Raw genomic sequence first — 25,477 nt, forward strand, 5'->3', positions numbered from 1 at the left:
ACCTTCTTATGAGAAAGATAATCATTGCGGATGACGAACACAAAATATTAATGTCATTAGAATACAGCTTTAAGAAAAACGGATACGATGTTTATATTGCCCGTGACGGAACGGAAGTTCTTGACTTTTTGAAAACAATGGTTCCGGACGTAATCCTTCTCGATATTATGATGCCAAATCTTGATGGCTACAGCACCTTGGACCTCATAAAGCAGGATAAAAAACTGAGAGATACCAAAGTCATCTTTCTGAGTGCTAAAAACAATCCCAGAGATATTGAAAAAGGACTGGAAATGGGAGCCGATGCCTACATCACAAAACCCTACTCCATCAAGAAACTGATGCAGCAGATTGAAGAGATGTTTTAATGTATAAAATTAAACCATTAAGATTCATATCATAAAGGGATTAAGAGTATTAAAAAATTGCTTCGCCCCGGCTCGCAGTCATATCCTTGTCAAGGTTTTAAAACCCTGACAAGGATAACAAAATACGCAAAAAAAACAAACACACGACTATTGACATGGATACTGACACCCTATTTAAACAAAGCATAGAGAACAAAGAAGATTTCTGGAAAGAACAGGCCGGAGAAATACAATGGTTTGATTTTCCTACACAGATTCTCACTAACGACGAAAATGACTACCCACAATGGTTTTCCGATGGAAAGCTCAATATGTGTTACTTATGCATTGACAAACACATTGAAGACGGTTGCGGAGATCAGATTGCTATCATTTACGATTCTCCGGTGACCAGTCAAAAGAAAACCTATACCTTCAATCAGGCGAAAAAGGAAATTTCAAAATTCGCAGGAGGGCTGGCTTCTTTAGGATTAAAAAAAGAAGATACAGCGGTTATTTATATGCCAATGATCCCTCAGACTCTTTTTGCTATGCTGGCATGCGCAAGAATCGGGGTTATTCATAATGTGGTTTTCGGAGGGTTTGCTCCCCACGAACTTGTGGTCAGAATTGACGACTGCAAGCCAAAAGTTTTAATCACAGCCACTGCTGGAGTAGAAATTGCCAAAAGAATTCCCTACCTCCCACTGGTTGAAAAAGCTATTGAACTGGCACAGGATAAAGTAGACCATATTGTTGTATACAACAGAAAACTAGTAGATAATCAGGATGAAATGTTCGATGGACTTATTGATTATGAAGAACTGGTTGAAAAATCAGCTCCGGCCGACTGCATTTCTGTGGAATCTACCCACCCGCTTTATCTTCTTTACACATCCGGAACTACAGGCAAGCCCAAAGGTATTGTTCGTGATACCGGAGGTTACGCAACTGCCTTAAAATTTTCCATGACGTATGTTTACGGCGTTGAACCGGGAGAAACCTATTGGGCTGCTTCAGATTTCGGATGGGCAGTTGGGCATAGTTTTTCAGTATACGGACCATTAATCAACAGAAATACAACTATTATTTTTGAAGGAAAACCTATCATGACTCCTGATGCAGGAACGTTTTGGAGAATCATTTCAGAATATAAGGTTTCGGTGATGTTTACTGCGCCTACCGCTATCAGAGCAATCAAAAAAGAAGATCCGAACGGAGAACTGGTAAAAAAATACAATTTAACCCATTTCAAAAAACAGTTTCTGGCGGGCGAAAGATGTGATGTTGCTACTCTGGATTGGTTTGCAGAACATATCGGAGTTCCGGCTATAGACCATTGGTGGCAGACAGAATCAGGATGGCCCATGCTTGGATTGCTGACTCATGATGAAAGTTATCAGATCAAAAGAGCTGCCGCAGGAAAACCTGTTCCGGGATATGACATTAAAATCTTTGATGAAAACGGACTGGAACTCGATCCTCATCACGAAGGCTATCTGGTAATCAAACTTCCTCTTCCCCCCGGAGCCATGCTTGGAATATGGAAAGACTACGAACGTTTTGAAAACAGCTACCTTTCTCAATACAAAGGCTACTACTTCTCGGGAGATGGTGCGATACAGGATGAAGACGGTTATATTTTCATCACAGGAAGAGTGGATGATGTGATCAACGTTGCGGGGCACAGACTTTCCACTTCTGAGATGGAGGAAATAGTTTCTTCACATCCTGATGTTGCGGAATGCGCTGTGGTAGGTATTGATGATGAATTAAAGGGACAGGTTCCTTTTGCAACTCTTGTGTTGAAAAACGGATCAGCAATTTCTGAAGAAGATGTTGAAAAAGATATCATTCAGATGGTCCGCAACAAAATTGGAGCGGTAGCTTTTCTGAAAAATGCTATGGTTGTTAAACGCTTACCTAAAACACGATCCGGAAAGATTTTAAGAAAACTGATCCGAACTTTACTAGACGGAAAAGATTTCCAGATTCCTTCAACGATTGACGATGAGAAAATCATTGATGAAATTCAGGAAAAAATAAAGGAATACAAGGCTTAAGCCAGAAATTAAACATAAATTTAAAATAAATTCAAATTTCAAAAACGAAAGGGATATGAGAAATTACTTAATAGAAGATTTACCACAGTATTTTGAAGATTATAAAAAGTCTATCAAAAATCCTAAAAAATTCTGGGATAAGGTAGCAGATCAAAATTTTGTGTGGTACCAACGATGGAGCAAGGTTGTTAAGTACGATATGAATGAAGCTAAAATCACCTGGTTCAAAAACGCGAAACTGAATATTACCAAAAACTGTATCGACAGACATCTTGCCGTAAGAGGAGATAAAACGGCCATCATCTGGGAACCCAATGATCCAAAGGAAGAAACACAGCATATTTCTTATCAGGAGTTATATACCCGCGTGAATAAAACAGCAAATGTTTTGCATGATATGGGTATTAAAAAGGGAGACAGAGTCTGTATTTATCTTCCCATGATCCCTGAATTGGCTATTACAATGCTTGCCTGTGCAAAACTGGGAGCAGTACATTCTGTGATCTTTGCAGGATTCTCAGCTTCTGCAGTAGCTTCAAGGGTAAATGACTGTGAGGCAAAAATGGTAATCACATCGGATGGAAGTTACAGAGGAAATAAAGTTCTTGACCTGAAAAGTATTGTTGACGATGCTTTGGAAAAAACACCAACAGTTGAAAACGTTCTTGTAGTCAAGAGAACTCACAACGAGATTAAAATGAAAGAAGGAAGAGATCACTGGATGGCTGACTTGTATGAGAAAGCTTCTTCTGATTTTGTCACCGTAATTATGGATTCTGAAGACCCGCTTTTCATTTTATATACTTCAGGATCTACAGGAAAACCAAAAGGAATGCTTCATACCTGTGCAGGCTATATGGTGTATACCGCTTATACATTCAAAAATGTATTCAATTATAAAGAAAATGATATTTATTGGTGTACTGCAGATATCGGGTGGATTACGGGACATTCTTACATTCTTTACGGACCTTTATTAAATGGGGCTACCACCGTAATTTTTGAAGGCGTTCCTACCTATCCTGAACCGGACCGTTTCTGGGAAGTCATTGAAAAACATAAAATCACTCAGTTTTATACCGCTCCTACAGCCATCCGTTCTTTGGCGAAAGAAAGTGCAGAATGGGTAGATAAACATGATCTGAGCTCCCTGAAAGTAATTGGTTCCGTGGGTGAACCTATCAATGATGAAGCATGGCATTGGTTCAATGATCACGTTGGAAAGAAAAAATGCCCGATTGTAGATACTTGGTGGCAGACTGAAACAGGAGGAATCATGATTTCACCACTTCCTTTTGTTACCCCAACGAAACCTACTTATGCTACTCTCCCATTGCCGGGTGTACAACCTGTCCTGATGGATGATAAACGAAATGAAATTACAGGCAACCAGGTGACCGGAAATCTTTGCATCCGCTTTCCATGGCCGGGAATCGCAAGAACCATCTGGGGTGACCATCAACGGTATAAGGAAACATATTTTACCGCTTTCCCTGGGAAATACTTTACCGGTGACGGCGCATTGAGGGATGAAGTGGGTTATTATAGAATTACCGGACGTGTAGATGATGTGATCATCGTTTCCGGACACAACCTTGGAACGGCACCTATTGAAGACAGTATCAACCAGCACCCTGCCGTTGCAGAATCTGCTATTGTAGGCTATCCGCACGACATCAAAGGAAATGCACTGTATGGCTATGTAACGCTTAAAGAAACCGGAGAAGGACGTGATAAGGAAAACCTGAAAAAAGAGATCAACCAGCTGATTTCAGATCAGATCGGCCCTATTGCCAAGCTGGATAAAATACAATTTGTATCCGGACTTCCGAAAACACGCTCTGGAAAAATTATGCGTAGAATTCTGAGAAAAATTGCAGAGGGTGACTTCAGTAATTTTGGAGATATCAGTACGCTTTTAAATCCTGAAATTGTAGAGGAAATCAAAAACGAAAGAATTTAAATTTAATTAATTTTTTAACCAATTGAAGCCCTGGAAGTTATTTTCCGGGGCTTTTTATTGTATTCTTAATGCTTCAAAAATTACGATGTGTTTTGCTAATCTTAATTAGGATTAAACTAATAACCATAATGATCAATATAATCTTAATGATATCTGGTACTGAAATGATGTAAGGATTGATAAAAAATAGAATAAGGAAACTCAAAAAAATTATCAAAAACTTGGGATCAAATACATATAGCACAACTATTGTGATTCTTTAAGACTCGACATTATTCAATTGTTAAAATTAAACATCCGTTCAATAATTATTCTCAAATATCGTCCAAGTCTATTGAAAACAGAATATTAATTAACAAATTATATTGACTTAAATGCAATGAAAATCAGAAAATTATTACTAACTTTAGTCATAACTTTAAAACCAATTAACTATGTCACATATATTAGCTGGACTATTTGATCATCACAGCGACTACAAAAGACTGGAAAATGATCTGGAGAATTCAGGATTTGAAAACTCAGATTATATTGTATACCTTAATAGTGGTTCTCATAATTCCCAATATCTGGCAAGTGTTACCGTAAATGATATCAATCAGATTGATCTTGCCCGGAATGCGTTTATTCAGAATGCAGCATTGAAATCCTACTTATTTGAAAACATGAACATCAATGAAGCGAATTATGATACCATTAAAAAGTATATTGACGCAAGAAACAGAGCTGAAATCCATAACAGCCCTGATATTAAAATCAAAACGTCAAGTGACGGTATGAATTCTGAAGTAAAATTCTAATCGATATAAAATCTAATAGCCGGAGATCCGCAGTGCATGCTGCGGATCTTTTATGTTTGAAAAAACTAAAAAATTTCGTATTTTCGTCTTATTATAGGCATGCGCACAAATGAGTTACGATTTAGAACAAGAGAATAAAGAGATCCTTGCAAGATATAAGGACCTGATTTCTAACACATACAGAACGTTGGATGAGGAAAATAATAAACTCATCCGAAAGGCATTCGATATCGCTTTGGATGCCCACAAGGATCAAAGGAGAAAATCCGGAGAACCTTATATCTACCACCCTATTGCTGTTGCTAAAATTGTAGCGACAGAGATTGGTCTTGGAGCTACTTCTATTGCCTGTGCCCTTTTGCATGATGTCATTGAAGATTCCGATTATACTTACGAAGATCTGAAAAAAATCTTTGGAGAGAAAATCGCCAGTATCGTGAACGGACTGACTAAGATCTCCATCATGAACCACCAGAATATCTCTGTACAGTCTGAAAATTACAGAAAACTGTTATTGACTTTATCCGAGGATTTCAGAGTTATTCTGATCAAAATTGCAGACCGTCTTCATAATATGAGGACGCTGGAAAGTATGGCTCCGGATAAGCAGAAAAAAATTGCTTCAGAAACGGTTTATATCTATGCTCCGATGGCCCACCGTCTTGGATTGTACAACATCAAATCTGAGCTGGAAGACCTTTCCTTAAAATATAATAGTCCCGAAGTATATAACGAGATCACGGAAAAACTCGAACTTGCCAAAGAAAGCCGTGAAAGATATATAGAAGAATTTACCAAAGAAGTATCAGAAAGACTTCGTGAAGAAGGCTTAAACTTTAAAATCAAAGGCCGCGCAAAAGCAATCTCCTCTATTTACAGAAAAATGCTGAAGCAGGGAGTTTCCTTTGAAGAAGTTTTTGATAACTATGCGATCAGGATTATCTATAAATCGGATGCTAAGAATGAAAAGTTTTTAGCCTGGAAGATCTACTCTATCGTTACAGATGTATACCACAGTAACCCGTCAAGAATGCGTGACTGGATTACCCAGCCCCGTTCTACAGGATACGAAAGTTTACACTTAACGGTTTTAGGTCCGGACAGAAAATGGATTGAAGTTCAGATCCGTTCTGAGCGTATGGATGAAATCGCTGAAAAAGGGGTTGCCGCTCACTACAAATACAAAGAAGGCTACAAACAGAGTTCCGATGACAGAAACTTTGAAAAATGGGTAACCGAAATCCGTGAAGTTCTTGAACAGCAGCAGAACCTCTCTACTTCGGAGCTTTTGGATAATATTAAGCTTAATTTATATTCAAAAGAGGTATTTGTGTTTACCCCGAAAGGAGAAATTAAAATTCTGCCAACCAATGCTACTGCCCTGGATTTTGCATTTTCAGTCCATTCTGACTTAGGGATGAAATGTCTGGGAGCCAAAATCAATGGAAAACTGGTTCCTATTTCCTATATCCTTCAAAACGGTGATCAGGTAGATATTCTTTCATCACAGAATCAGAAACCAAAATCTGACTGGCTGGAATTCGTAGTGACTTCAAAAGCCAAATCAAAGATCAAAAGTTATCTGAACTCTCAGAAAAATCAGCTGGTAGAGGAAGGAAAAGAAATTCTGCAAAGAAAACTTCGTCATGCGAAAATCAATTTCAATGATGAAGAAATTAATAAGCTTCAAAAGTTCTTTAATTTAAAATCTTCTCAAGAGCTGTTTCTTAAATTCCAAAGCAACGAATTGGATGTCAGCAGTCTGAGGAAATATATTGAAAGTAAAAACGTATTTAACAATTTACTTTCCAGATTCAGAAAATCTCCGCCAAAAAATCAGCATTTCGAGGAACCGAAAGAGGAAAACCTTGACATGATTATCTTTGGTAAAGATGAGGAAAAACTGAACTATAGCTATGCAAAATGCTGTACAGTGATTCCAGGAGACAAAATTTTCGGATTTATTACCATTTCAGACGGAATTAAAGTTCACAGTGACAGCTGCCCAAATGCCATCAACCTGAGAGCCCAGTATGACTACCGTGTTATTCCTGCCAAATGGGTAAATGCTGAAAGCTTCAAAAACAGAGTAAAAATTGAAATTGAAGGACTTGACAGAATGGGTATGATCAATGATATCACCACGGTCATCAGTGGAAGTATGGGAATGGATATGAAAAGTCTCTCTATTGAATCCAACAATGGAGTTTTCACTGGAAATATCATTCTCGAAGTTAAAAATAAAGGCCAGCTGGAAGAAACTTTCAAAAAACTTAAAAATATTAATGGTGTTTCAAGAGTGAGACGATTACAATCATAAACATGAATTTATCTCTTTATTTTAAAAAATTTTTCAACAACAGCCAGTCTTCAGGGATTATTCTTATTTTCTGTGTACTTGTTTCATTGCTTATTGCCAATTCATCTGCTGCAAAGAACTTTCAGTATTTTTTAGACAAGGAAGTGGGTACCCATCTTTTTGGACTGGAATATCCTGTCAGCATCTGGATCAATGACGGATTGATGGCAGTATTCTTCCTTCTGGTAGGTCTTGAAATAAAACGGGAACTTGTAGAAGGTGAGCTTTCATCCTTTAAAAATGCTTCGCTTCCTATTTTTGCCGCTGTAGGCGGAATGCTTGTTCCGGCAGTGGTTTACAGTATTTTCAATACCGGAACAGAGTACAGCAATGGCTGGGGAATTCCTATGGCTACAGATATTGCTTTTTCACTGGCAATTATTTCGATGCTGGGGAAAAAGATTCCCAATTCTATCAAGATATTTTTAGCTGCATTGGCTATTGTAGATGATCTTGGAGCTATTCTTGTGATTGCTATTTTCTACACTGAACAAATCCATTGGAGCTATCTCTTATTGTCTTTTGGAGTGACTGCCCTGCTGTTTATTTTAAATTTTTTAAAAGTAACCAAAACTATATTTTATATTATTCCCGGATTGTTTTTATGGTATTTCCTTCATCACTCCGGAATTCACGCCACGATAGCAGGTGTTGTACTTGCATTTTCAATACCTACCAACGCTTCCAATGTAGAAATATCACCATTGGAAAAACTGGAGCATCAGCTTCACATTCCGGTAAGCTTTCTGATCATGCCTATATTTGCTTTAACGAATACCAATATCACTTTTTCCAGTGAAATGGTTGCCGGTGTTACAAGTACATTAGGATTGGGAATTATTTGCGGTTTAGTATTGGGTAAGCTGATCGGTATCAATCTGTTTTCACTCATTGCTATCAAATTAAAGCTTAGTTCTCTGCCTCAAAACAGCAACTGGCTTCAAATGATTGGTGTAGGTCTATTGGCCGGAATTGGGTTTACCATGTCCATTTTTATTGCGTTACTTTCCTTTAAAGGAGAAATTCCTATTCAGGATGAAGCGAAATTTGCTATTTTGATTGCGTCCTTTATAGCTGCTATTGCAGGATTTACCATATTAAGTATAAGTTCAAAAGAAAATCCCGAACTGGAAGAGAATTAATCTTTCTTTCGGGTTTCCAGTTTTCTTTTATGCTCTTCATCACCATCAAAGTCAGGTTCTGTAATCTGAGTATGATAGTGTATGGTTTCTCTCTGGATTTCATCGGACAGCAGTTTTTCAATTCTGAGCTTTCTGATGGCCATATTCAGTTCATTTCCGAATAAAAGCAGATATACATTCACATTCACCCAAACCATCAGCAGAATCATACTTCCGATAGATCCGTAAAGCACGTTATACCTTGCAATATCCTTTACATAAATAGCAAAAATATAAGTAGTGACAACGAACAATATCGTGGTTAAAATAGCTCCAGGAACCGCCTGTCGGAATCTTGTAATTTTTACAGTGCCCAGCCAGTAAAACAAAGTCAGAAGGATAAAATAAAAAAGAGGAAAAGAAACGAACCCAATAATACTGGAGAGGTTATCTACAAGCCAGGAAATATCATAAGCCGGTGTAAAAAGCTTCATCACAACTTCCACATAGTACACCCCAAAAAGTGCTAAAAAAACAATGGTAATAAAGCCTATTGTAATAAAGAATGAAAGAATAAATTCCTTTACGTCACTCAGTTTCTCATCCGTATTTTCATTAAATCCATTAATCAGGGAAAATGTACCATTCGTGGCAAAAATAAGAGCCAGAACAATGGTCAGATTACTGATCCCTCTCATATTTGGGATAATATTGCTTTCTATATATCCTCTTACATCTCCTTCCATATTTGAAGGGAAAACATTATGCATCAGCACATCAAAAATATAGAACTGCAGTTTATCATAATGCGGCATATAAGGCAAAACGGAAAGCAGAAACAGAATAAACGGAAAAAGACTTATGGTAAAGCTCCAGGAAATAGCAGCTGCTTTTCTACCAATTTTTCCTTTGAAAATCCCGGAGATATAGATCTGAAACATCTGCCATAGCGATATTCCCAAAACAGGAATATGGATGCTGTCAAAAAACTCTTGAATCTTCAAAATAAATTTGGGAACCTTTACACTCATCGATCTGTTTGTCTTTATACAAATGTAGGGGAATTAAATTAAATAAGGAAAAGATAGAGGGTGATAGGTGGCGGAAATTAGGTAGCAGGTGGCAGATCTCAGGGATTAGGGGAATACTCTGTGAAATAGTAATGAAGGTTTATTGAAGCCAATAGTGAATTTTGCTTCGCAAGTGAATGGTGAATTTTGAAGAGAGCCAAGAACCTAGAATCAAGAGTCAAGAAAATGGCAATCTTGATAGAACCAGCAACTACTCAACCGGCAACATTAAACCCAAAACTTTGAACATTACCCTGCGAAGCCCTATCTTTGCGTTCTGAAACTTCTTACAATGCGAATCAGCTTACTTTGTATCGGTAAAACAGACGATAAAGAAATTACGTCTCTAATTAATTACTACCTCAACCGTTTACCTAAACACTGGAATTTTGAAATCACAGAAATCCCAGATGTTAAAAACGCCAAAAACCTCTCTCCTGACCTTCTTAAAAAAGAAGAAGCTAAATTATTTTTAAATCATATCGACAAAAATGATCTGGTTGTGATTCTTGATGAAAAAGGAAAACAGTTTACCAGCCGTGAATTTTCACAGAAAATTGATACCTGGATGAATTCTTCTGTGAAAAAAGTACACATTCTTATTGGAGGCGCTTATGGTTTTTCTGAAGAGATTTACAGCAGAGCAAATGAGAAAATGTCTTTATCCAAAATGACTTTTACCCATCAGATGATCCGCCTGTTTATTGTTGAGCAGCTTTACCGTGCTGATCAGATTTTACAGGGTAAGCCTTATCATAACGATTAAAACAAAGGAGCTATCTCAAAAGTTAAATAGTTTGACTTTTGAGACAGCCTCCTTTTATGTATTGATATTTATTTCAGACCAATCTGTCTTTTTGCCTCACCCACTACAAAAGCAACAGAATTGGCAATATTAAAACTCCTGATCAGTTTTGACATAGGAATTGTCAGATGATTTTCAAAACGGTCCAGAACCTCTTTGCTCAGTCCCACACTCTCTTTTCCGAAAACCAACCAATCCCCATCCTGAAAATCGGTTTCCAGATATGATTTTTCAGCATGTGAACTCATTAAAAAAACACGTGACCGATCAGGGATCTGTTCAATCCATTCTTCAATATCTGCATATTCAGAAACATCGAGATGTACCCAGTAATCCAACCCGGAACGCTTCAGGTTTTTATCATTAATTACAAATCCAAATGGGTGAACCAGGTGTAATCTGCTTTCGGTTCCTACACATAATCTTCCGATATTTCCTGTGTTATTTGGTATTTCGGGTTCTACAAGAACAATATTCAACATCTCTATCTCTTTATTCGTTTTTAAAAACAGTTAAACCAGGTTTAATATTTTCGTTTGGATTTAATTTAATAATCAGGATTATAAATTTCAATTTATTTCTTGCCACATTTAGCATAGGAATCTGTAAGCACCGTTTTTTCGTAGCCTAAAGCAACTGCTTTATCAAGATTTGCGCAGGCTTCCTTAAGTTTGGAAGTATCCAGCAGAATCATGGCTTTGCTCACATAAGATTGTGCAAATTTGGGATCTATGGAAATGGCTTTATTGGCATCGGTAAGTGCTTCTTTATATTTTTTCATTTTAAAATACACATCAGCACGGCCGTTGTAAAGCAATGATTCCGGTTTTTCAGAAAGAAGTATATTGTAATCTTTTAAAGCTCCGTCCAGATCACCATTATTTTTTTTCAGATTGGCCAGTCCTGTTTTTGCAAAAATATTATCAGGTGCAAAAGTCAGAATCTGATTAAGGTCTTTGATGGCAAGATCCTTTTTTCCCTGGCTGTCATAAATTTTGGAACGGGTAAGGTATAAATCCGGAGTTTCAGGATTCACTTTCAATCCTTTTTCTACATATTCCAGTGCTTTTACCTTATTTCCTTTCTGGCTGTAAAGCGATGAGAGGTTGGCATAAACGGAAACCGACATAGGATTTGCTTTTAACGCAGAATCATAAGATTTAAAAGCCTGAGTCGTTTTCCCCAGCCTTCTTTGAGCCGTTCCGAGATAGTCATAATATTCCGACTGAAATTTTTGAATCTGTTCTTTCTCAGCCAGTTTTAAGTATTGCTCTTCTGCACACTTATAGTCCGCTTTATTAAAACAGTCTTCGGCCAGTTTTTTATCCTGGGCATAGAAATTAAGAGAGAAACAAAGGGAAGTTACTAATAATAAAGTTTTTTTCATGAGGTTATAGTTTGTTTATTGATCACTTTTTTGGCGAGTGCACCAAATATCACTCCCAATAAAGATCCAACAAACGCCCCCACCAAAATATCAATTGGGAAATGCACTCCTAAATAGATTCGGCTGTACGAAACAACCAGAGCCCATGCAAATATAGCATAAGGAAACCATTTAATCTTCTTTTTCAATAAAATACCTAAATATGTTGCCAAAAAGAAGGTATTGGAAGCATGAGCTGAATAAAACCCAAACTGTCCGCCACATTTCACAATCCTCATATGATGCTCCAGAGTAGGGTCATGGCAAGGTCTTAACCTCGCTACCCCATATTTGAAAATATTGGCCAGCTGATCTGAAACGACAGCCCCAAGTGCTATAAATATGAGAATAAAAACTAAAGTTTTTAGTTGATAATTTTTGTATAAAAAATAAAGAAAAATAATATAAAGAGGTACCCAGATCCAGGTACTTGAGATCAGCATCCAAAACTGATCGAAAGATGAATCGCCCAAATTATTAAGGTATAGAAATACCTTTTTATCTTCCTGAATGATCTCCTCCATGATTATCTGCTTACAGGTCCTTCATAAGTCTCATCATCAGCAGGCTTCGGTTTTGGAGGCTCATTAGAAGCAAGAGTACCCGGTTCCGTCAGAATATCTTTTTCGATATCTTTCATCGGGTTGAAATCTTTGGCAGCATCTTTCACCTTTTCAATCTCACGCTTTATTTCAGAAACAGGATTATCTGTTTCCTTCATAATTTCAGTTTTGATATCTTCTACTGCTCCACGCATTTTTCTCACGCCTGCACCTAAGTCACGCGCAATCTGAGGCAGTTTATCCGGTCCGAATAATACAACGATTGCAATGGCAATGAGTGCCATTTCTCCAATGCTTAATTCCATCCTGTAAAATTACAAAAGATTATTGCATTTATGAATGGTAAACTAAAAATTTAAACAAATTTTAAGATTTTGTAAAATGAGAATGGAAGTTCAGTGTTTTTAGTTGAGAATTGCTGGTTATTAGTTCTTTGTTTCTCGCTACTGGTTTCTTTTATTACGGGTTCTATCCAGGCTGCCATTATCTTGACTCTAGATTCTAGACTCTCCCTTCAAAAATTCACCACTCACTTACAAAGCAAAATTCACTATTGACTTCAATCAACCTTCATTACTATTTCACAGAGTATTCCCCCTAATCCCTATTACCTATTACCTATTACCTATTACCTATTACCTATTACCTATTACCTATTACCTATTACCTATTACCTATAAATTAACAAATACTTAATTCAAAACAATGAGAATTACATAACAATTCAGTATATTTATAATACACAATCAAATAAATATATAGTATGAAAAAACTAGTGACTACTTTTAAAGTTTTCGCCGTATTATCGGTATTGGCATTCAATAGCTGCCAGAATGAAAACAGTGAAATGGATCAGCAGGAAACAATTCAGGCAAAGATAACCGCCTCTGACCTGAAAAAAGAGATTACTCCTCTTTCCTCTCAAATTGTTCCTGAAGCAGTACAGCTTCAACTGAATTAATCCGGTAAAAACCTTGAAACTTATCTGAAAAATGATCTGCAGATTGCAGCAGTGAAGGTATTGGGAAAAATTTCAACCCAAAAAGGCATTGATCTTTCCAAAAGCCTGATCACCGACAAAGACCAGTTTATTGCAACAGGAAACATCATGGATCCGTCTTCAGTAAAGATTGGAAAAATTGGAGATTTATATCACGGAGATGACCTGACAACAGCTCAGCAGGGATTGAAAGAAGCGGTCACTGAAGAAGTAAAACCTGGGATTAATGTTATGGAAATAACGTGGAACAGCAAAAGCGGAAAATTTACGACACTATGTTTTTACAAAGATTCGGGAATTATCTGGGACAATATTTTCGGAGGCCTTATTATGATGGATTCACGTGGAAATTCGGAAGCATCCAACAACAATCAGGCAGCAAAAGTAGTTTCTACCTGGTATAAGCAATGGTGGACCGCAAGCTGGCTGTGGGGATCCAAAAGAGGTGAAACCGGATATCAGATTACGATTTATTATTCCGGTTCTACGGTTTCCAATGCAGATGTAAGCGATTGGGGATATATCAGTTTAGGAAAAGCGAAAAGTGAGAGTAAGATTATAAAGAAAACAGGAGCTTACGGGCAATGCCGTTATGCGCTGGGGCTTTGTACTCCTACAGGTTCTTTAAGTTTTAATAGCAGCAATTTCTCTGTATCATTCTCAGGATTGGGCAGCAATATTGTAAGTAACGGGACAAAATCTCTTTATCCATAATTTTCATAAAAGTCAGATTTCAAAAAAACGGGAAGCCTGCTGAGCTTCCCGTTTGTATTTTATATCAAGACTTTTGAAGGGATCCGTTTTCAATTTTTGATTTCAATACTTCTACTGCATTTTCTTTCAGTCCGAAAGTATTCATCAGTATTTCATACAACTGCATATCATTTTCTATAGATATGGATTCTTTCTCACCATGATCAGACCGGATATTCAGGACATGGTCTGTATAGGTATAACGGACATTCTCATCTACTTTTGAAAGGATCAGTTTGTTCTTAAAATGAGAATCCGGATGAGTAGACAAATACCAATTAGAGATAGTAAGATCAATGGGCTCTACATGTTCAGGTATGAAGCGGTACACCGGGAACCATTGTTCTTTCAGCATCCAGAGAGTATAGGTTTCTTCTTTATAGGAAACTTTAAATATTCCGTTGGGTGTTTGCTGTGGTTCTTCTTCATTTAAAAGAATAGGTGCTGTAAGTGTAGCTGTCCCAAATCCACAGTCTACAACATACTTTTCACCTCCAAAATCAACGATCAGTAATAAATGAGTCTGTGCCGCAAGGCTGTCTTCTTGTCTCCCCCACACTACTCTTCCAAGCTGTAATTTTACATTGAATCCTAAATGTTTTAAAACTTCGCTTAAAAGTAAGTTTTGTTCATAGCAATATCCGCCTCTCGATTCTGTAACCAGTTTTTTAAAAATATCCGCCAGATCCAGAGAAGGCACTGTTCCTGTGTAAGAGTCAATATTCTCAAAAGGAATATGTTTAGGATGAAGCCGGTGTATTGTTTTCAATACCTCCATAGTCATTTCCGGCGTTCCGGAGAAATGAATCCGTTCGAAATATTTTTCCAGGTCTAATGTATTCATAATTTATTTTGTGTTTAAAAAAGTAGAAAGACTACTTCTGTAAAATTATCGAATAGATTGAACCCAGAGCCACCTATATGTTCGGAATAGAACAAATCTATTGTTTCTGAAAATCCTTTTCTATTTTTTCTTTTCCTTTTTTCTGAAATGCAGAATAGGTGATCACAACGCTGATCGCCATTAAAATAAATGCTAAAAAGAAAGGCGCACCGGAAAACTTGAATGGCGCTTCATCATGCGTAAAAAAGTAAAACAGGTTTGTCATCATCGGAGGCCCGATAATTGAAGTTGCACTCATTAAACTCGTTAACGCTCCCTGAAGTTCACCCTGCTCATTGGAAGGAACACTTTTTGTGATGACAGACTGTAAAGCCGGTCCACAGATTCCTCCTAAACAATAGGGAACCAAAAATACAAACATCATCCATCCTTCAGAGGCAAAAGCAAACAGCAGCATTCCTACGGCATAGAAAGCCAATCCGTAGTAAATACTTTTCTGCTCTCCAAGCCTTGGAGTAGTCCATCTGATCAGTCCACCTTGTACGAGACCAACCAATAAACCTACTACTCCCAATGAAATCCCTACCATTCTTTCTGTCCAGCTGAATTTATACATTGTAAAGAAACTCCAGTTGCTCTGTACGGCATGACCTGCAATATAAATCAATATTAAGGAAAGAATAAGTCCGGAAATTTCAGGGTGTTTACCTAAAAACTTAAATGAACCTATAGGGTTTGCACGTTTCCAGTCAAACTCTCTTCTTTTATCTTTATCCAAACTTTCAGGAAGGATGAAATATCCATACAGGAAGTTAAGCAGACATAGACCCGCAGCAGCATAGAAAGGGACTCTGGCACCATAATGACCAAGTACACCGCCCAGAACCGGACCTATAATAAATCCGAGCCCAAAAGCAGCTCCTATCAGTCCAAAATTCTTGGCTCTGTCTTCATCCGTCGAAATATCTGCAATATAGGCACTGGCAGTGGTGACACTTGCGCCCGTTATTCCGGCAATAATTCTTCCCAGAAACAGCCACCAGATTGTGGGAGCCAGTGCAAGGAAAATATAGTCCACGGCAAATCCGAAAAGAGAAATCAGGATCACAGGTCTACGCCCATATTTATCACTCAGGTTTCCAACAAGCGGAGAAAATATAAATTGGGTAAAGGCATAGGCAAATCCAAGCCAGCCACCATATTTTGCGGCTTCACTAATATCTGCATGAATAAGTTCCTCAATTAATTTGGGAACAACAGGAATGATGATTCCCCATCCTGTAATATCTATCAGTAAAGTAATAAATATAAAGCCTATAGCCGCTTTTTTCCTTGAATTTTCCATGATGGTGCAAAATTAATCAAATCTTAAAAATAATGGTTCTAAATTTCATTGTATTAAAGAAGTATAACATTAATAATACACTCAATTTGCTTTTTAGTATTTATAAGGAATAAAAAAAAAGCAGATATTTAGCAAAAAAAAGACCGTCTCTTTCGAAACGGTCTTTATTAATTTATTGTAGTTTGTATTACTTTGAAGCAAGTTCTTCTTTTGTAGAAGTGGTTTTTCCATGTACCTCTTCTTCTTTTCCTGTTTTCAGGAAGTCATAAGCAATTGCAGACGCAATAAAGATAGATGAATACGTACCGAATCCAATACCAATTAACATCGCAAACATGAATCCTCTCAAGTTATCACCACCGAAAATAAAGATCGCAAGGATAACCAGAATTGTAGTAAATGAGGTGTTGAATGTTCTACCCAATGTACTTGAGATAGAGTCATCAAACAGACCCGCTAATGTTAAAGATTTTTTCTCTCTCAAGTATTCTCTAATTCTGTCGAAGATAATTACCGTATCATTGATTGAGTACCCTAATACAGTAAGAATCGCAGCAACGAAATCCTGATTGATCTCCATGTTGAACGGCATAAACTTATGAAGTAATGAATAAGCCCCCAAAATGATAACAGCATCGTGGAATAACGCGGCAACAGCACCAAGGGAGAACTGCCATTTTCTAAATCTTACCAAGATATAGATAAAAATACCTGCTAATGCTGCAACTACAGCAAGAATACCGTGTGTCTTGATATCGTCTGCTACAGTAGGTCCTACTTTCTCAGAAGAAATAATTCCTGAGTGATCTTTATCTGCAGATTTGAAATCTTTTAAGGTCATGTTTGCAGGTAAGCTGGATTTTAATCCGTCATACAATTTCTGCTCAACAGTCTGGTCAGCTTTCAAAGATTCGTCTTCGATAAGGTAATCTGTAGAGATTTTCAACTGCTTGTCATTACCGAAAGTTTTAGCTTCTACTGAAGAATTTTTACCATCCTCAGTCTGGAACATTTTTACTAAGCTAGCTTCAACATCTTCAGCATTTACTGCTTTATCAAATCTTACCACATAATTTCTACCCCCTGTAAAGTCGATACCATATTTGAATCCGTGGATTGCAATAGATGCGATACAAACAATAGTTAAAACACCCGAAATGATGTAAGCATATTTTCTTTTTCCAATAAAATCGATCCAGGTATTTCTGAAAAGATTTTTTGTAGCACCTGTCCAAACAGAAAGGTGTTTTCCTTTATTCAGTCTGGAGAAGATCATTACTCTTGAGATCAATACCGAAGTAAAGAATGTCATCAAGATACCGATTCCTAATGTTAATGCAAAACCTTTGATAGGTCCAGTTCCGAAAAGGAATAGTACACCTGCCGTCAATAATGTCGTTAAGTGACCATCAACAATTGCATTTAATGCATGTTTGAAACCGTCTTTGTATGCTTCAAGAATACTTTTTCCTGCGAAAAGCTCTTCTTTAGTTCTTTCATAGATAATTACGTTCGTATCTACCGCCATGGCCATTGTAAGTACAATACCTGCGATACCAGGAAGCGTAAGTGTAGCATCTACGGAATCCATAATTCCGAAAATGTAGAATAGGTTGATGATCATTGCAATTACTGCATAAACACCAGCTCCACCATAGTAGAAAATGATATAAGCAATAATTAATAAGAATGCGATACCGAATGACATCACACCAGCATCAATAGATTCCTGTCCTAATGAAGGCCCTACAACTGTAGCCTGAACTACTTTTGCACCTGCCGGTAATTTACCTGCTCCTAAAACGTCTACCAATTCTTTAGCTTCTTCCTGAGAGAAGTTACCAGAGATCTGGGTTCTACCGTTCGGGATTGCATTTACAACGTTTGGTGCAGTGTATACTCTACCGTCAAGCGTTACAGCAACCGGCTTACCAACGTTTTTCTCAGTTAATGTTTTCCAGTCTTTTGCTCCTTTGGAATCCATCTGCATATCTACCACTACTCTGCTCAGCTCATCATAGCTGATGTTTGCAGTTTCTACCGCACCGTCTACCGGAGCTTTTTGGTTGATGTTACCTCTGATTGCATACAGGACTAAGCTTTCAGCATCTGTAGCTTCAGGCTTGTAACCCCACATGAACTGTGTATATTTAATGTTAGACGGACGTAAAGACTGACCAACCTTACTGTTTAAAATTTTATTTACAACAGCTGTATCGGATAATTTTACGTTAGCAACACCATTCGTTCTTAATTTGTCAAGCTGTAAAAGGCTCATGAAGTTCACATTCTTTGCTACTCCCATAGAATCTCCTTTTGTAGCAACCATAGTTGTCAAAGTTTGGAAATAAGGCGCAATCTCAGGAACCTGCTGTACTTCCCAGAACTGAAGTTTTGCAGAAGTCTGAAGCATTTTCTTCACTTTATCGATGTCCTTCATACCAGGCATTTCCACAGAAATTCTAGCTGTTCCAGGTACTCTCTGAACGTTTGGCTGCACAGCACCCATTTTATCAATTCTCGTTCTGATTACCTCAAAAGCTGTTCCTACAGATGCATCAATTTTTCTTTTAACAATGCTTTTTACCTGCTCATCAGGAGTGTTGTACTTCACCTCGGTAAGTGTAGTATTTCCGAAAATTTCCGGATCTGCCAACTTAAGGTTTGTACCTTTAGCTTTGTTCACTACATCGAATTGTTCGAAGAAATTATCAATGTAAGCTTTTGTAGAATTCTTCTGTGCTTCATCAGTTTTGTTTAAAGCCTCAATAAGAACAGGATTTGTAGAATAATTTGTTAAATCATTCACAAGATCTCTTTGGTTGATTTCCAAAAGAACGTTGATCCCTCCTTTCAAGTCAAGACCAAGTTTCATTTCCTTGTCTTTGGCTTTAGTGTAATAAAGTTTTGTGAATCCTAGATTCAAAGTATCCTTAGAAAGTCTAGCAATTTCTTTCTGATACTTCTCCGGATTGTCTCCTGCAATAGCAGTTGCCTGCTTTTCAATTTTGCTGGCGTACCATGTTGGTAATAGCTCGTTTAAGCAAATCAACCCTAGTACAATAGCGACAATTGTAATAAGTCCTTTTCCTTGCATTTTGTTATAACTACGTTAAATTAAGTCGGCAAATATAATGATTTTCTTGTATTTTATGAATTTTTAACAACAGAAATGGTTTATTTTCAGATATATTGGTATTCTGAGTTCTATTTAAGATTTAACAATTTTTTCTTAGTATCATAATGAAGTCTTCAAAATTCGATTGGTATAAAATTTTCATTCACTTTCTCAACACACTAACTCTCACAATATTATGAAAAAACTACTTTTTGCCATTAGTATTTTTTCTTCCTTAATTGCTAATTCTCAAAGCATTAATTTGGAAGAATTTGCCACCGGACTTACCAGCCCGGTAGAGATTACAAACGCCAATGACAGCCGGCTTTTTGTTGTTCAACAGAACGGAATTATTAAAATTATTCAACCTAACGGGACAATTAATCCCACTAATTTTCTGAACATCGGTTCAAAAATTATTTTTGGTGGTGAAAGAGGTCTTCTGGGACTTGCTTTTCACCCACAATATCCTACCAACGGGTATTTTTTTGTGTATTATAACAACCCGGCAGGCAATATCATTGTTGCAAGATACAGTGTCAGTTCAACTGATCCTAACGTGGCTGATCCTGCTTCTGAAAAAATCCTGCTCAACATTCCCAAACCATTCGACAATCACAATGGAGGAAGTATTCATTTTGCTCCTGACGGAAAACTCTGGATCATCACCGGAGACGGAGGAAGTGGTGGCGACCCCAACAATAATGCTCAAAACAAAAATGTTCTGCTTGGAAAAATGTTGAGAATAGATGTGGATGCTACTGGTCCTTACAACATTCCTCCTGATAATCCTTTTGCCGGAGCCGGAGTAGCTGGTGCCGATGAAATATGGGCCTATGGTCTCAGAAATGCATGGAAATTTTCCTTTGATCTGACCACCGGAAATGCGATGATTGCAGATGTAGGCCAGGGCGCCATAGAAGAAATCAATAAAATGCCTATAACACAAGCCGGCTTGAACTATGGCTGGCGCTGCTATGAAGGAAATAATGCCTATAATACAGCAGGATGTGCTGCACAGTCTACCATGACCTTTCCTATTGCAGTTTATGATCATTCAGGCGGAAAATGTTCTATCACGGGTGGCTATGTTTACAGAGGAGCTCAATATCCGTCACTTCAGGGGAAATATTTTTTTGCAGACTACTGCTCTACTCAAATCGGAATTCTGGATAGCAATAACGCCATCACTTGGACGGGTCCTTATTCCGGAAATAATTTTTCTACTTTCGGAGAGGATTATCAGAAAGGACTGTACGTAGCTGCAGTGAACAGTGGGAAAATTTTTAAAATATCCACAGGGACTTTAGGAACTCAGGAAAGTACTTTAGGAACCGTAAAAATTTATCCTAATCCTGCTTCAAAAGAAATTTTCATTGATGGCATTATGGATAAAAAAGCAACCCTGGAAATTATCAGTGCAGAAGGAAGAAAAGTATTGGAAACAGATCAGATCAGTCAGGGCAAAAGCATTGATATTTCACATATACCAACCGGAGTATACTATATTAATCTAAAATCCGGAGAACAGAAGTCTTACAGTCAGAAATTGATTATTAAATAATTATAGTTTGTTGTTAACGCAAGCGAAACGCTAAGATTTTTACAATTCTATGAAAAGGGCGCAAAGGCGTTTCACTAGCAAAAAAATCTTGCTAAACACAGTAGCTTTGCGAACATAGCAATAAACTACCTGGCTAATAAAAAAAGCGGTTCAGATCTGAACCGCTTTTGATTTATATTGTCATTGAGAAAATCCTTGTTTCAGGCTTATTTCTCATCATTCTCAGGTCAAAAACCATGGCTACATTTCTTGTGAATGCTCTTCCGGCTTCTGTAATTTTAACTTCTGTCCCATTAATCTCAACCAGTCCGTCATTTTCCATTTCTTTCAACATTTCCAAAGCGTTTTCAAGCTCCGGGAAAGAATTGTTGATATCAAAAGTTGTTTCAAGCTGGCACATCAGATTCAGAATATGTCTTCTTACAGTCAGGTCTTCTTCACTCAGAACGTGTCCTTTTACAACAGGGATCTCACCTTCTTCAACCATTTTCTGATATTCCTCAACCGTTTTTACATTCTGGGCAAAAGCATACCATGAATCTGAAATGGCAGACATACCAAGTCCTACCATCAGCTGGGTTTTGCTTGAAGTATACCCCATGAAGTTTCTGTGAAGTTTTTTATGAATCAAAGACTGATACAGATCATCATGTTCAAGAGAAAAGTGATCCATCCCTACTTCAATATATCCTAAATCCTGAAGCAATCTTTTACCATCTTCGTACAAACGGCGTTTTTCTTCTCCGCTTGGAAGGTCATTTTCATCAAAACCTCTCTGCCCAACTCCTTTCACCCATGGAACGTGTGCATAAGAGTAGAAGGCAAGTCTGTCCGGCTTCAGCTCCATTGTTTTTCTGATCGTGTGCTCCATCGCCTCCCAATTCTGATGTGGCAGTCCGAATACAAGATCATGACTGATTCCTCTGTAACCAATTTCCTTTGCCCATTCTGTAACATTTTTCACGTTTTCAAAGGGTTGAATTCTATTGATTGCTTTCTGAACTTTAGGATCATAATCCTGAACGCCAAAGCTTACTCTTCTGAAACCGAGGTCGTATAAAGTCTGAAGATGTTCTTTCGTTGTATTGTTTGGATGCCCTTCAAAAGAAAATTCCGGATGTTCCGCAATGTCTACAGTTGAAAAAATTCCCTCCAATAATGTTTTTAAGTTCTCAGGAGAGAAAAATGTAGGAGTTCCGCCTCCTAAGTGTAATTCTTTCAGTTTAGGTCTTTCGTTGAAAAGGTCAAGATAAAGTTTCCACTCTTTCAAAACACTTTCCAGATAAGGCACTTCAACACTGTGTTGTTTGGTAATACGTTTATGACATGCACAGAACGTACACAAAGCCTCACAGAAAGGCAAATGGATATAAATAGAAATCCCCTCCTCTGCATTACTCTCATGAAAAGACCTGATTACAGTTTCCTTCCATTTTTCCGGTGAAAATGTAGATTCATCCCAATACGGAACGGTAGGATAAGAAGTGTAACGCGGTCCGGGAATATTGTACTTATCTATTAAAGAGTTCATTTTGAAATTTAAAATTTTATAAGAGTATGAAATTTAACACCATTAAAATTTCATCTTACAAAATTAACCATTAGTTATGAATTTTAACCTATGAATTATATTAGGTTCTATTTTATAATGAGTCTAAATACGTATGGCCAGGCTTTTGGCAAATAGTGATAAATTCTATTCCTGATATTTAAAATTTTAATTTCATGACCGCGATTTTATTATTTCCGGCAAAAACTACATTGCTCCCATCAATCCATTGGCAGACGAAAAAGCCTTTCTCATCAGAAATTTTCTTCCATGTCTTTCCAAAATCTGAAGAATAGCTGACATGCTTGTCTCCAACTGCAATGATTTCTTTTCCTTTTGATCCGGGCTTAATTTTCACACAGGTTGTATATCCCGCATTCTGTCCTGAAGCCTGAATCTGCCAGGTCTCACCAGCATCAGTAGTGGTTGCAATATTGTTCACATTGGCATCCTGCCTGGTATAATCCCCTCCTGCTGCAATCCCGAAACGGTCTTCAAAAAAATCGATAGAATACATTCCTTGTGAAGATTCTCCCTGAATGAAAGGTGTTTCTATAATCTTCCAGTCCAATCCCTTCTGCTTAAAGATCCTGGAAGCTTTCCCACCCGTTGCAATCCAGAGAATATCCTTGTAGGAAGCAATATTTGTATTGCTGGCAGCAAATGCGGCTTCCCCTTCCTTAAGTCTTACTGCCTCGTGATTACCCATTGGAGGATTCCACACATCGTACATTTTCTTGTGAGGGAATAATAGTGCCAGCTTCATCAAAAGATTTTTATCAGGATCACTGAACGTTATACCATATCCATCCTTTACAAAATGTAAAGCATCATAGAAAGCGGTTTTAACAGTATCTTTAAAGACAATCTGTGATTTCAGATCTTTCTTATCAATTTTAAAGAAGTAAGCAGGGCTTTCAATGTTGATGGCATAAAAAGAGGTTTTATCCTGTGCCAGCGTTCTGAACTGAAGCTTTTCCTCAGACAGTTTTATCTGCTTCTGATTTTTATAATCTTTCAGATCTACAAACCCGAATTTGGAATCTGTACCGCTATACCAGACCTTATTGTCATATAATTCCAGCGCTCTGATACTGATTTTATCATTAAGAATGGTTTCAAAACTTTCCACTTGCTGGGAAAATGCTGTAAGTCCTGCGGACAGGAATAAAATGGAAAAAAACTTTTTCATATAATAGTATTGGGACAAAAAAAACCGCCGAAGCGGTTTATATTATTATTAATCTTGGTTCTGATATTTTTCAGGATTATTAAGTTTACTGTTTGATTTTCCGTAAAGGAAATACACCAAACCTCCTAAGAACAACCATACAGCAGAAAGTTCCAATGCATGAGCACTTAAGTTAAATATCAAATAGATATTGATAAACACTCCCAATGCCACCACTATTTTGTAAGCCGGAACTTTGAAAGGTCTGATCAAATTAGGTTCTTTTTTTCTCATTACCCAAACGGCAATACAAACCAATGTAAATGCAAACAGGGTTCCAAAACTTGTCATATCTGCCAATGTTGAAATTGGAGTAAATGCTGCGATCAAAGCCACTACAATTCCCAACAAAATAATTCCTTTGTAAGGTGTTTTTGTTTTTGGGTGAAGTTCTCCGAAAAATTTAGGAATCAATCCGTCTTTTGCCATACCGATGAAGATTCTTGACTGCCCCATCATCATTACCATTACTACAGAGATCAATCCTACTGTTGCGGCGATGGTTACTACATTACTTGCCCAGTGCTTTCCTGCAATTTCAAATGCATACGCTACAGGCGCTTTGATTGCATCAGGATATTTACCTTCAGGGTTAAAGTCTGTATAATGCATCATCCCTGTTAATACAAGCGATACACAAATATAAAGCGCTGTACACACCAATAGTGATGCAATAATTGCAAAAGGCACATCTTTTTTAGGATTAATAGCTTCTCCTGCCTGTGTAGAAACAGCATCAAAACCAATATAAGCAAAGAAAATAGCTGCTGCACCGGAAATAATTCCTTTAATACCATAGGCAGAGACCATATCTCCTTCAGAATTTCTGATCTGTACCTGATCCGGAATAAAAGGTTTCCAGTTTTTTACACCATCTACAGCGTTGTAAAGATCAGTATTAGAAAAAATAATATATACTCCTGCAATAATTACAAAAATAACGGCAGAAGTTTTCATCAAAACAATCAGGTTATTAGCCCCTGCTGCTTCTTTAGTTCCTTTTACCAATAATGCAGTAATTAAAAGAACAAGAATAAATGCCGGCAGGTTCATTGAAAAACCATCTCCTGTATAACTGGCAGGATCTGATGTAAGATAAGCCGGTAAATGAATATTAAAGATTTTCAAAAATTTGTTAAAATATCCGGACCAGCTCACCGAAACGGCCATACTCGCCATGGCATATTCGAGGATGAGACACCACCCCATGGCCCATGCAAAAATTTCTCCTACCGTTCCATAGGCATAAGCATAAGCTGAACCTTCTACAGGAATAATGGATGCAAACTCTGCATAGCACAATGCAGCAAAAACACAGGCAATACCTGCTATGATAAAGGAAATGGCAAGTGCTGGCCCTGCGTGATAATAGGCTCCTGTTCCCGTAAGAACAAAGATTCCACCACCGATGATAGCACCCACTCCAATTGCTGTTAAACTCCATTTTCCAAGGACTTTCTTCAGCTCACTTTTCTTCATATCTGCCTCATAGGCACTTAGTGGCTTTTTAACCCAAATTTTCGACATGTTTTTTTATTTATTAAGGATTTACGAAA

The 25,477-nt window shown here is 37.5% G+C and carries 21 protein-coding genes; 10 read left to right on the plus strand and 11 right to left on the minus strand.

Annotated features, from left to right (window positions below; genetic code table 11):
- Window positions 1-8 precede the first annotated feature (8 nt).
- From ACPF63_RS13105 to nhaA, 6 genes are all read left to right on the plus strand, one after another.
- On the plus strand, window positions 9-368 hold the full coding sequence (locus ACPF63_RS13105; RefSeq protein WP_077414904.1) for a response regulator transcription factor: 360 nt from the start codon (window positions 9-11) through the stop codon (window positions 366-368).
- A 155-nt stretch (window positions 369-523) separates the two neighbouring features.
- Entirely contained in the window at window positions 524-2,410 is a 1,887-nt protein-coding gene (locus ACPF63_RS13110; RefSeq protein ID WP_426480222.1) for an AMP-binding protein, read from the plus strand.
- A gap of 55 nt (window positions 2,411-2,465) precedes the next feature.
- Window positions 2,466-4,373 (plus strand): acetate--CoA ligase, encoded by a 1,908-nt coding sequence (gene acs, locus ACPF63_RS13115; protein ID WP_426480223.1) that lies wholly within the window; start codon window positions 2,466-2,468, stop codon window positions 4,371-4,373.
- Between the two features lie 434 nt (window positions 4,374-4,807).
- On the plus strand, window positions 4,808-5,173 hold the full coding sequence (locus tag ACPF63_RS13120; protein WP_077414912.1) for a hypothetical protein: 366 nt from the start codon (window positions 4,808-4,810) through the stop codon (window positions 5,171-5,173).
- Window positions 5,174-5,282: 109 nt separating this feature from the next.
- Window positions 5,283-7,493, plus strand: a complete 2,211-nt coding sequence (locus tag ACPF63_RS13125) for a RelA/SpoT family protein (protein ID WP_180565565.1) — start codon at window positions 5,283-5,285, stop codon at window positions 7,491-7,493.
- A 2-nt stretch (window positions 7,494-7,495) separates the two neighbouring features.
- Window positions 7,496-8,674: a Na+/H+ antiporter NhaA gene (gene nhaA / locus ACPF63_RS13130; RefSeq protein WP_426480224.1), complete on the plus strand. Its 1,179-nt coding sequence runs from the start codon at window positions 7,496-7,498 to the stop codon at window positions 8,672-8,674.
- Here the strand turns inward: nhaA and ACPF63_RS13135 are convergent.
- The gene (locus ACPF63_RS13135; RefSeq protein ID WP_426480225.1) at window positions 8,671-9,684 is read right to left on the minus strand and encodes a YihY/virulence factor BrkB family protein; all 1,014 of its coding nucleotides are present in this window, start codon (window positions 9,682-9,684) and stop codon (window positions 8,671-8,673) included. The genes nhaA and ACPF63_RS13135 overlap by 4 nt on opposite strands.
- Window positions 9,685-10,015: 331 nt before the next feature.
- Between ACPF63_RS13135 and ACPF63_RS13140 the strand changes: the two genes are divergently transcribed.
- Window positions 10,016-10,489 carry a 23S rRNA (pseudouridine(1915)-N(3))-methyltransferase RlmH gene (locus tag ACPF63_RS13140; protein ID WP_047376769.1) on the plus strand — a complete coding sequence of 158 codons (474 nt, stop codon included), beginning with the start codon at window positions 10,016-10,018 and terminating at the stop codon, window positions 10,487-10,489.
- A 68-nt stretch (window positions 10,490-10,557) separates the two neighbouring features.
- Here ACPF63_RS13140 and ACPF63_RS13145 read toward each other — a convergent pair whose 3' ends face one another.
- The 4 genes from ACPF63_RS13145 to ACPF63_RS13160 form a co-directional block, all read right to left on the minus strand.
- Window positions 10,558-11,010 carry a tRNA (cytidine(34)-2'-O)-methyltransferase gene (locus ACPF63_RS13145; RefSeq protein WP_077414920.1) on the minus strand — a complete coding sequence of 151 codons (453 nt, stop codon included), beginning with the start codon at window positions 11,008-11,010 and terminating at the stop codon, window positions 10,558-10,560.
- 92 nt (window positions 11,011-11,102) lie between these two features.
- Window positions 11,103-11,915, minus strand: a complete 813-nt coding sequence (locus ACPF63_RS13150) for a tetratricopeptide repeat protein (RefSeq protein ID WP_077414922.1) — start codon at window positions 11,913-11,915, stop codon at window positions 11,103-11,105.
- Window positions 11,912-12,478 carry a phosphatase PAP2 family protein gene (locus ACPF63_RS13155; RefSeq protein ID WP_077414924.1) on the minus strand — a complete coding sequence of 189 codons (567 nt, stop codon included), beginning with the start codon at window positions 12,476-12,478 and terminating at the stop codon, window positions 11,912-11,914. The genes ACPF63_RS13150 and ACPF63_RS13155 overlap by 4 nt, the downstream gene beginning before the upstream one ends.
- A 2-nt stretch (window positions 12,479-12,480) precedes the next feature.
- On the minus strand, window positions 12,481-12,822 hold the full coding sequence (locus ACPF63_RS13160; RefSeq protein ID WP_047376773.1) for a Sec-independent protein translocase subunit TatA/TatB: 342 nt from the start codon (window positions 12,820-12,822) through the stop codon (window positions 12,481-12,483).
- A gap of 458 nt (window positions 12,823-13,280) precedes the next feature.
- Here ACPF63_RS13160 and ACPF63_RS13165 point away from each other — a divergent pair, with 458 nt between their 5' ends.
- Window positions 13,281-13,478, plus strand: coding sequence for a hypothetical protein (locus tag ACPF63_RS13165; protein WP_426480226.1), 198 nt, complete (start codon window positions 13,281-13,283; stop codon window positions 13,476-13,478).
- A gap of 60 nt (window positions 13,479-13,538) precedes the next feature.
- Window positions 13,539-14,231: a hypothetical protein gene (locus tag ACPF63_RS13170; protein WP_426480227.1), complete on the plus strand. Its 693-nt coding sequence runs from the start codon at window positions 13,539-13,541 to the stop codon at window positions 14,229-14,231.
- A 64-nt stretch (window positions 14,232-14,295) separates the two neighbouring features.
- Here ACPF63_RS13170 and ACPF63_RS13175 read toward each other — a convergent pair whose 3' ends face one another.
- The 3 genes from ACPF63_RS13175 to ACPF63_RS13185 form a co-directional block, all read right to left on the minus strand.
- Window positions 14,296-15,114 carry an arylamine N-acetyltransferase family protein gene (locus ACPF63_RS13175; RefSeq protein WP_426480228.1) on the minus strand — a complete coding sequence of 273 codons (819 nt, stop codon included), beginning with the start codon at window positions 15,112-15,114 and terminating at the stop codon, window positions 14,296-14,298.
- A gap of 97 nt (window positions 15,115-15,211) precedes the next feature.
- Window positions 15,212-16,459 carry a TCR/Tet family MFS transporter gene (locus ACPF63_RS13180; RefSeq protein WP_077414930.1) on the minus strand — a complete coding sequence of 416 codons (1,248 nt, stop codon included), beginning with the start codon at window positions 16,457-16,459 and terminating at the stop codon, window positions 15,212-15,214.
- Between the two features lie 187 nt (window positions 16,460-16,646).
- Window positions 16,647-19,556, minus strand: a complete 2,910-nt coding sequence (locus tag ACPF63_RS13185) for a protein translocase subunit SecDF (protein WP_047383562.1) — start codon at window positions 19,554-19,556, stop codon at window positions 16,647-16,649.
- 217 nt (window positions 19,557-19,773) lie between these two features.
- On the opposite strand from ACPF63_RS13185, the gene ACPF63_RS13190 reads away from it, so the two are divergent.
- Window positions 19,774-21,141 (plus strand): PQQ-dependent sugar dehydrogenase, encoded by a 1,368-nt coding sequence (locus tag ACPF63_RS13190; RefSeq protein WP_426480229.1) that lies wholly within the window; start codon window positions 19,774-19,776, stop codon window positions 21,139-21,141.
- A 172-nt stretch (window positions 21,142-21,313) separates the two neighbouring features.
- On the opposite strand, the gene hemN is transcribed toward ACPF63_RS13190, so the two are convergent.
- The 3 genes from hemN to ACPF63_RS13205 form a co-directional block, all read right to left on the minus strand.
- Window positions 21,314-22,672, minus strand: a complete 1,359-nt coding sequence (hemN, locus tag ACPF63_RS13195) for an oxygen-independent coproporphyrinogen III oxidase (RefSeq protein WP_426480230.1) — start codon at window positions 22,670-22,672, stop codon at window positions 21,314-21,316.
- Window positions 22,673-22,850: 178 nt separating this feature from the next.
- Window positions 22,851-23,882 (minus strand): WD40/YVTN/BNR-like repeat-containing protein, encoded by a 1,032-nt coding sequence (locus ACPF63_RS13200; protein ID WP_426480231.1) that lies wholly within the window; start codon window positions 23,880-23,882, stop codon window positions 22,851-22,853.
- A 48-nt stretch (window positions 23,883-23,930) separates the two neighbouring features.
- Entirely contained in the window at window positions 23,931-25,448 is a 1,518-nt protein-coding gene (locus ACPF63_RS13205) for an amino acid permease (RefSeq protein WP_077414938.1), read from the minus strand.
- Between the last annotated feature and the right edge of the window lie 29 nt (window positions 25,449-25,477).

The organism is Chryseobacterium sp. R2ACT005 (genome assembly GCF_049949215.1).
Taxonomy (GTDB): Bacteria; Bacteroidota; Bacteroidia; order Flavobacteriales; family Weeksellaceae; genus Chryseobacterium.

What these genes read in the sequence shown, in the direction of transcription:
- ACPF63_RS13110 (WP_426480222.1), top strand. Translation starts at nt 524, where the DNA reads ATGGATACTGACACCCTATTTAAACAAAGCATAGAGAACAAAGAAGAT.
- ACPF63_RS13180 (WP_077414930.1), bottom strand. Translation starts at nt 16,459, where the DNA reads ATGGAAAATTCAAGGAAAAAAGCGGCTATAGGCTTTATATTTATTACT.
- ACPF63_RS13145 (WP_077414920.1), bottom strand. Translation starts at nt 11,010, where the DNA reads ATGTTGAATATTGTTCTTGTAGAACCCGAAATACCAAATAACACAGGA.
- ACPF63_RS13105 (WP_077414904.1), top strand. Translation starts at nt 9, where the DNA reads ATGAGAAAGATAATCATTGCGGATGACGAACACAAAATATTAATGTCA.
- ACPF63_RS13160 (WP_047376773.1), bottom strand. Translation starts at nt 12,822, where the DNA reads ATGGAATTAAGCATTGGAGAAATGGCACTCATTGCCATTGCAATCGTT.
- nhaA (WP_426480224.1), top strand. Translation starts at nt 7,496, where the DNA reads ATGAATTTATCTCTTTATTTTAAAAAATTTTTCAACAACAGCCAGTCT.
- ACPF63_RS13205 (WP_077414938.1), bottom strand. Translation starts at nt 25,448, where the DNA reads ATGTCGAAAATTTGGGTTAAAAAGCCACTAAGTGCCTATGAGGCAGAT.
- ACPF63_RS13150 (WP_077414922.1), bottom strand. Translation starts at nt 11,915, where the DNA reads ATGAAAAAAACTTTATTATTAGTAACTTCCCTTTGTTTCTCTCTTAAT.
- ACPF63_RS13190 (WP_426480229.1), top strand. Translation starts at nt 19,774, where the DNA reads ATGAAAAAACTACTTTTTGCCATTAGTATTTTTTCTTCCTTAATTGCT.
- acs (WP_426480223.1), top strand. Translation starts at nt 2,466, where the DNA reads ATGAGAAATTACTTAATAGAAGATTTACCACAGTATTTTGAAGATTAT.
- ACPF63_RS13135 (WP_426480225.1), bottom strand. Translation starts at nt 9,684, where the DNA reads ATGAGTGTAAAGGTTCCCAAATTTATTTTGAAGATTCAAGAGTTTTTT.
- ACPF63_RS13175 (WP_426480228.1), bottom strand. Translation starts at nt 15,114, where the DNA reads ATGAATACATTAGACCTGGAAAAATATTTCGAACGGATTCATTTCTCC.
- hemN (WP_426480230.1), bottom strand. Translation starts at nt 22,672, where the DNA reads ATGAACTCTTTAATAGATAAGTACAATATTCCCGGACCGCGTTACACT.
- ACPF63_RS13200 (WP_426480231.1), bottom strand. Translation starts at nt 23,882, where the DNA reads ATGAAAAAGTTTTTTTCCATTTTATTCCTGTCCGCAGGACTTACAGCA.
- ACPF63_RS13165 (WP_426480226.1), top strand. Translation starts at nt 13,281, where the DNA reads ATGAAAAAACTAGTGACTACTTTTAAAGTTTTCGCCGTATTATCGGTA.
- ACPF63_RS13185 (WP_047383562.1), bottom strand. Translation starts at nt 19,556, where the DNA reads ATGCAAGGAAAAGGACTTATTACAATTGTCGCTATTGTACTAGGGTTG.
- ACPF63_RS13120 (WP_077414912.1), top strand. Translation starts at nt 4,808, where the DNA reads ATGTCACATATATTAGCTGGACTATTTGATCATCACAGCGACTACAAA.
- ACPF63_RS13155 (WP_077414924.1), bottom strand. Translation starts at nt 12,478, where the DNA reads ATGGAGGAGATCATTCAGGAAGATAAAAAGGTATTTCTATACCTTAAT.
- ACPF63_RS13125 (WP_180565565.1), top strand. Translation starts at nt 5,283, where the DNA reads ATGAGTTACGATTTAGAACAAGAGAATAAAGAGATCCTTGCAAGATAT.
- ACPF63_RS13140 (WP_047376769.1), top strand. Translation starts at nt 10,016, where the DNA reads ATGCGAATCAGCTTACTTTGTATCGGTAAAACAGACGATAAAGAAATT.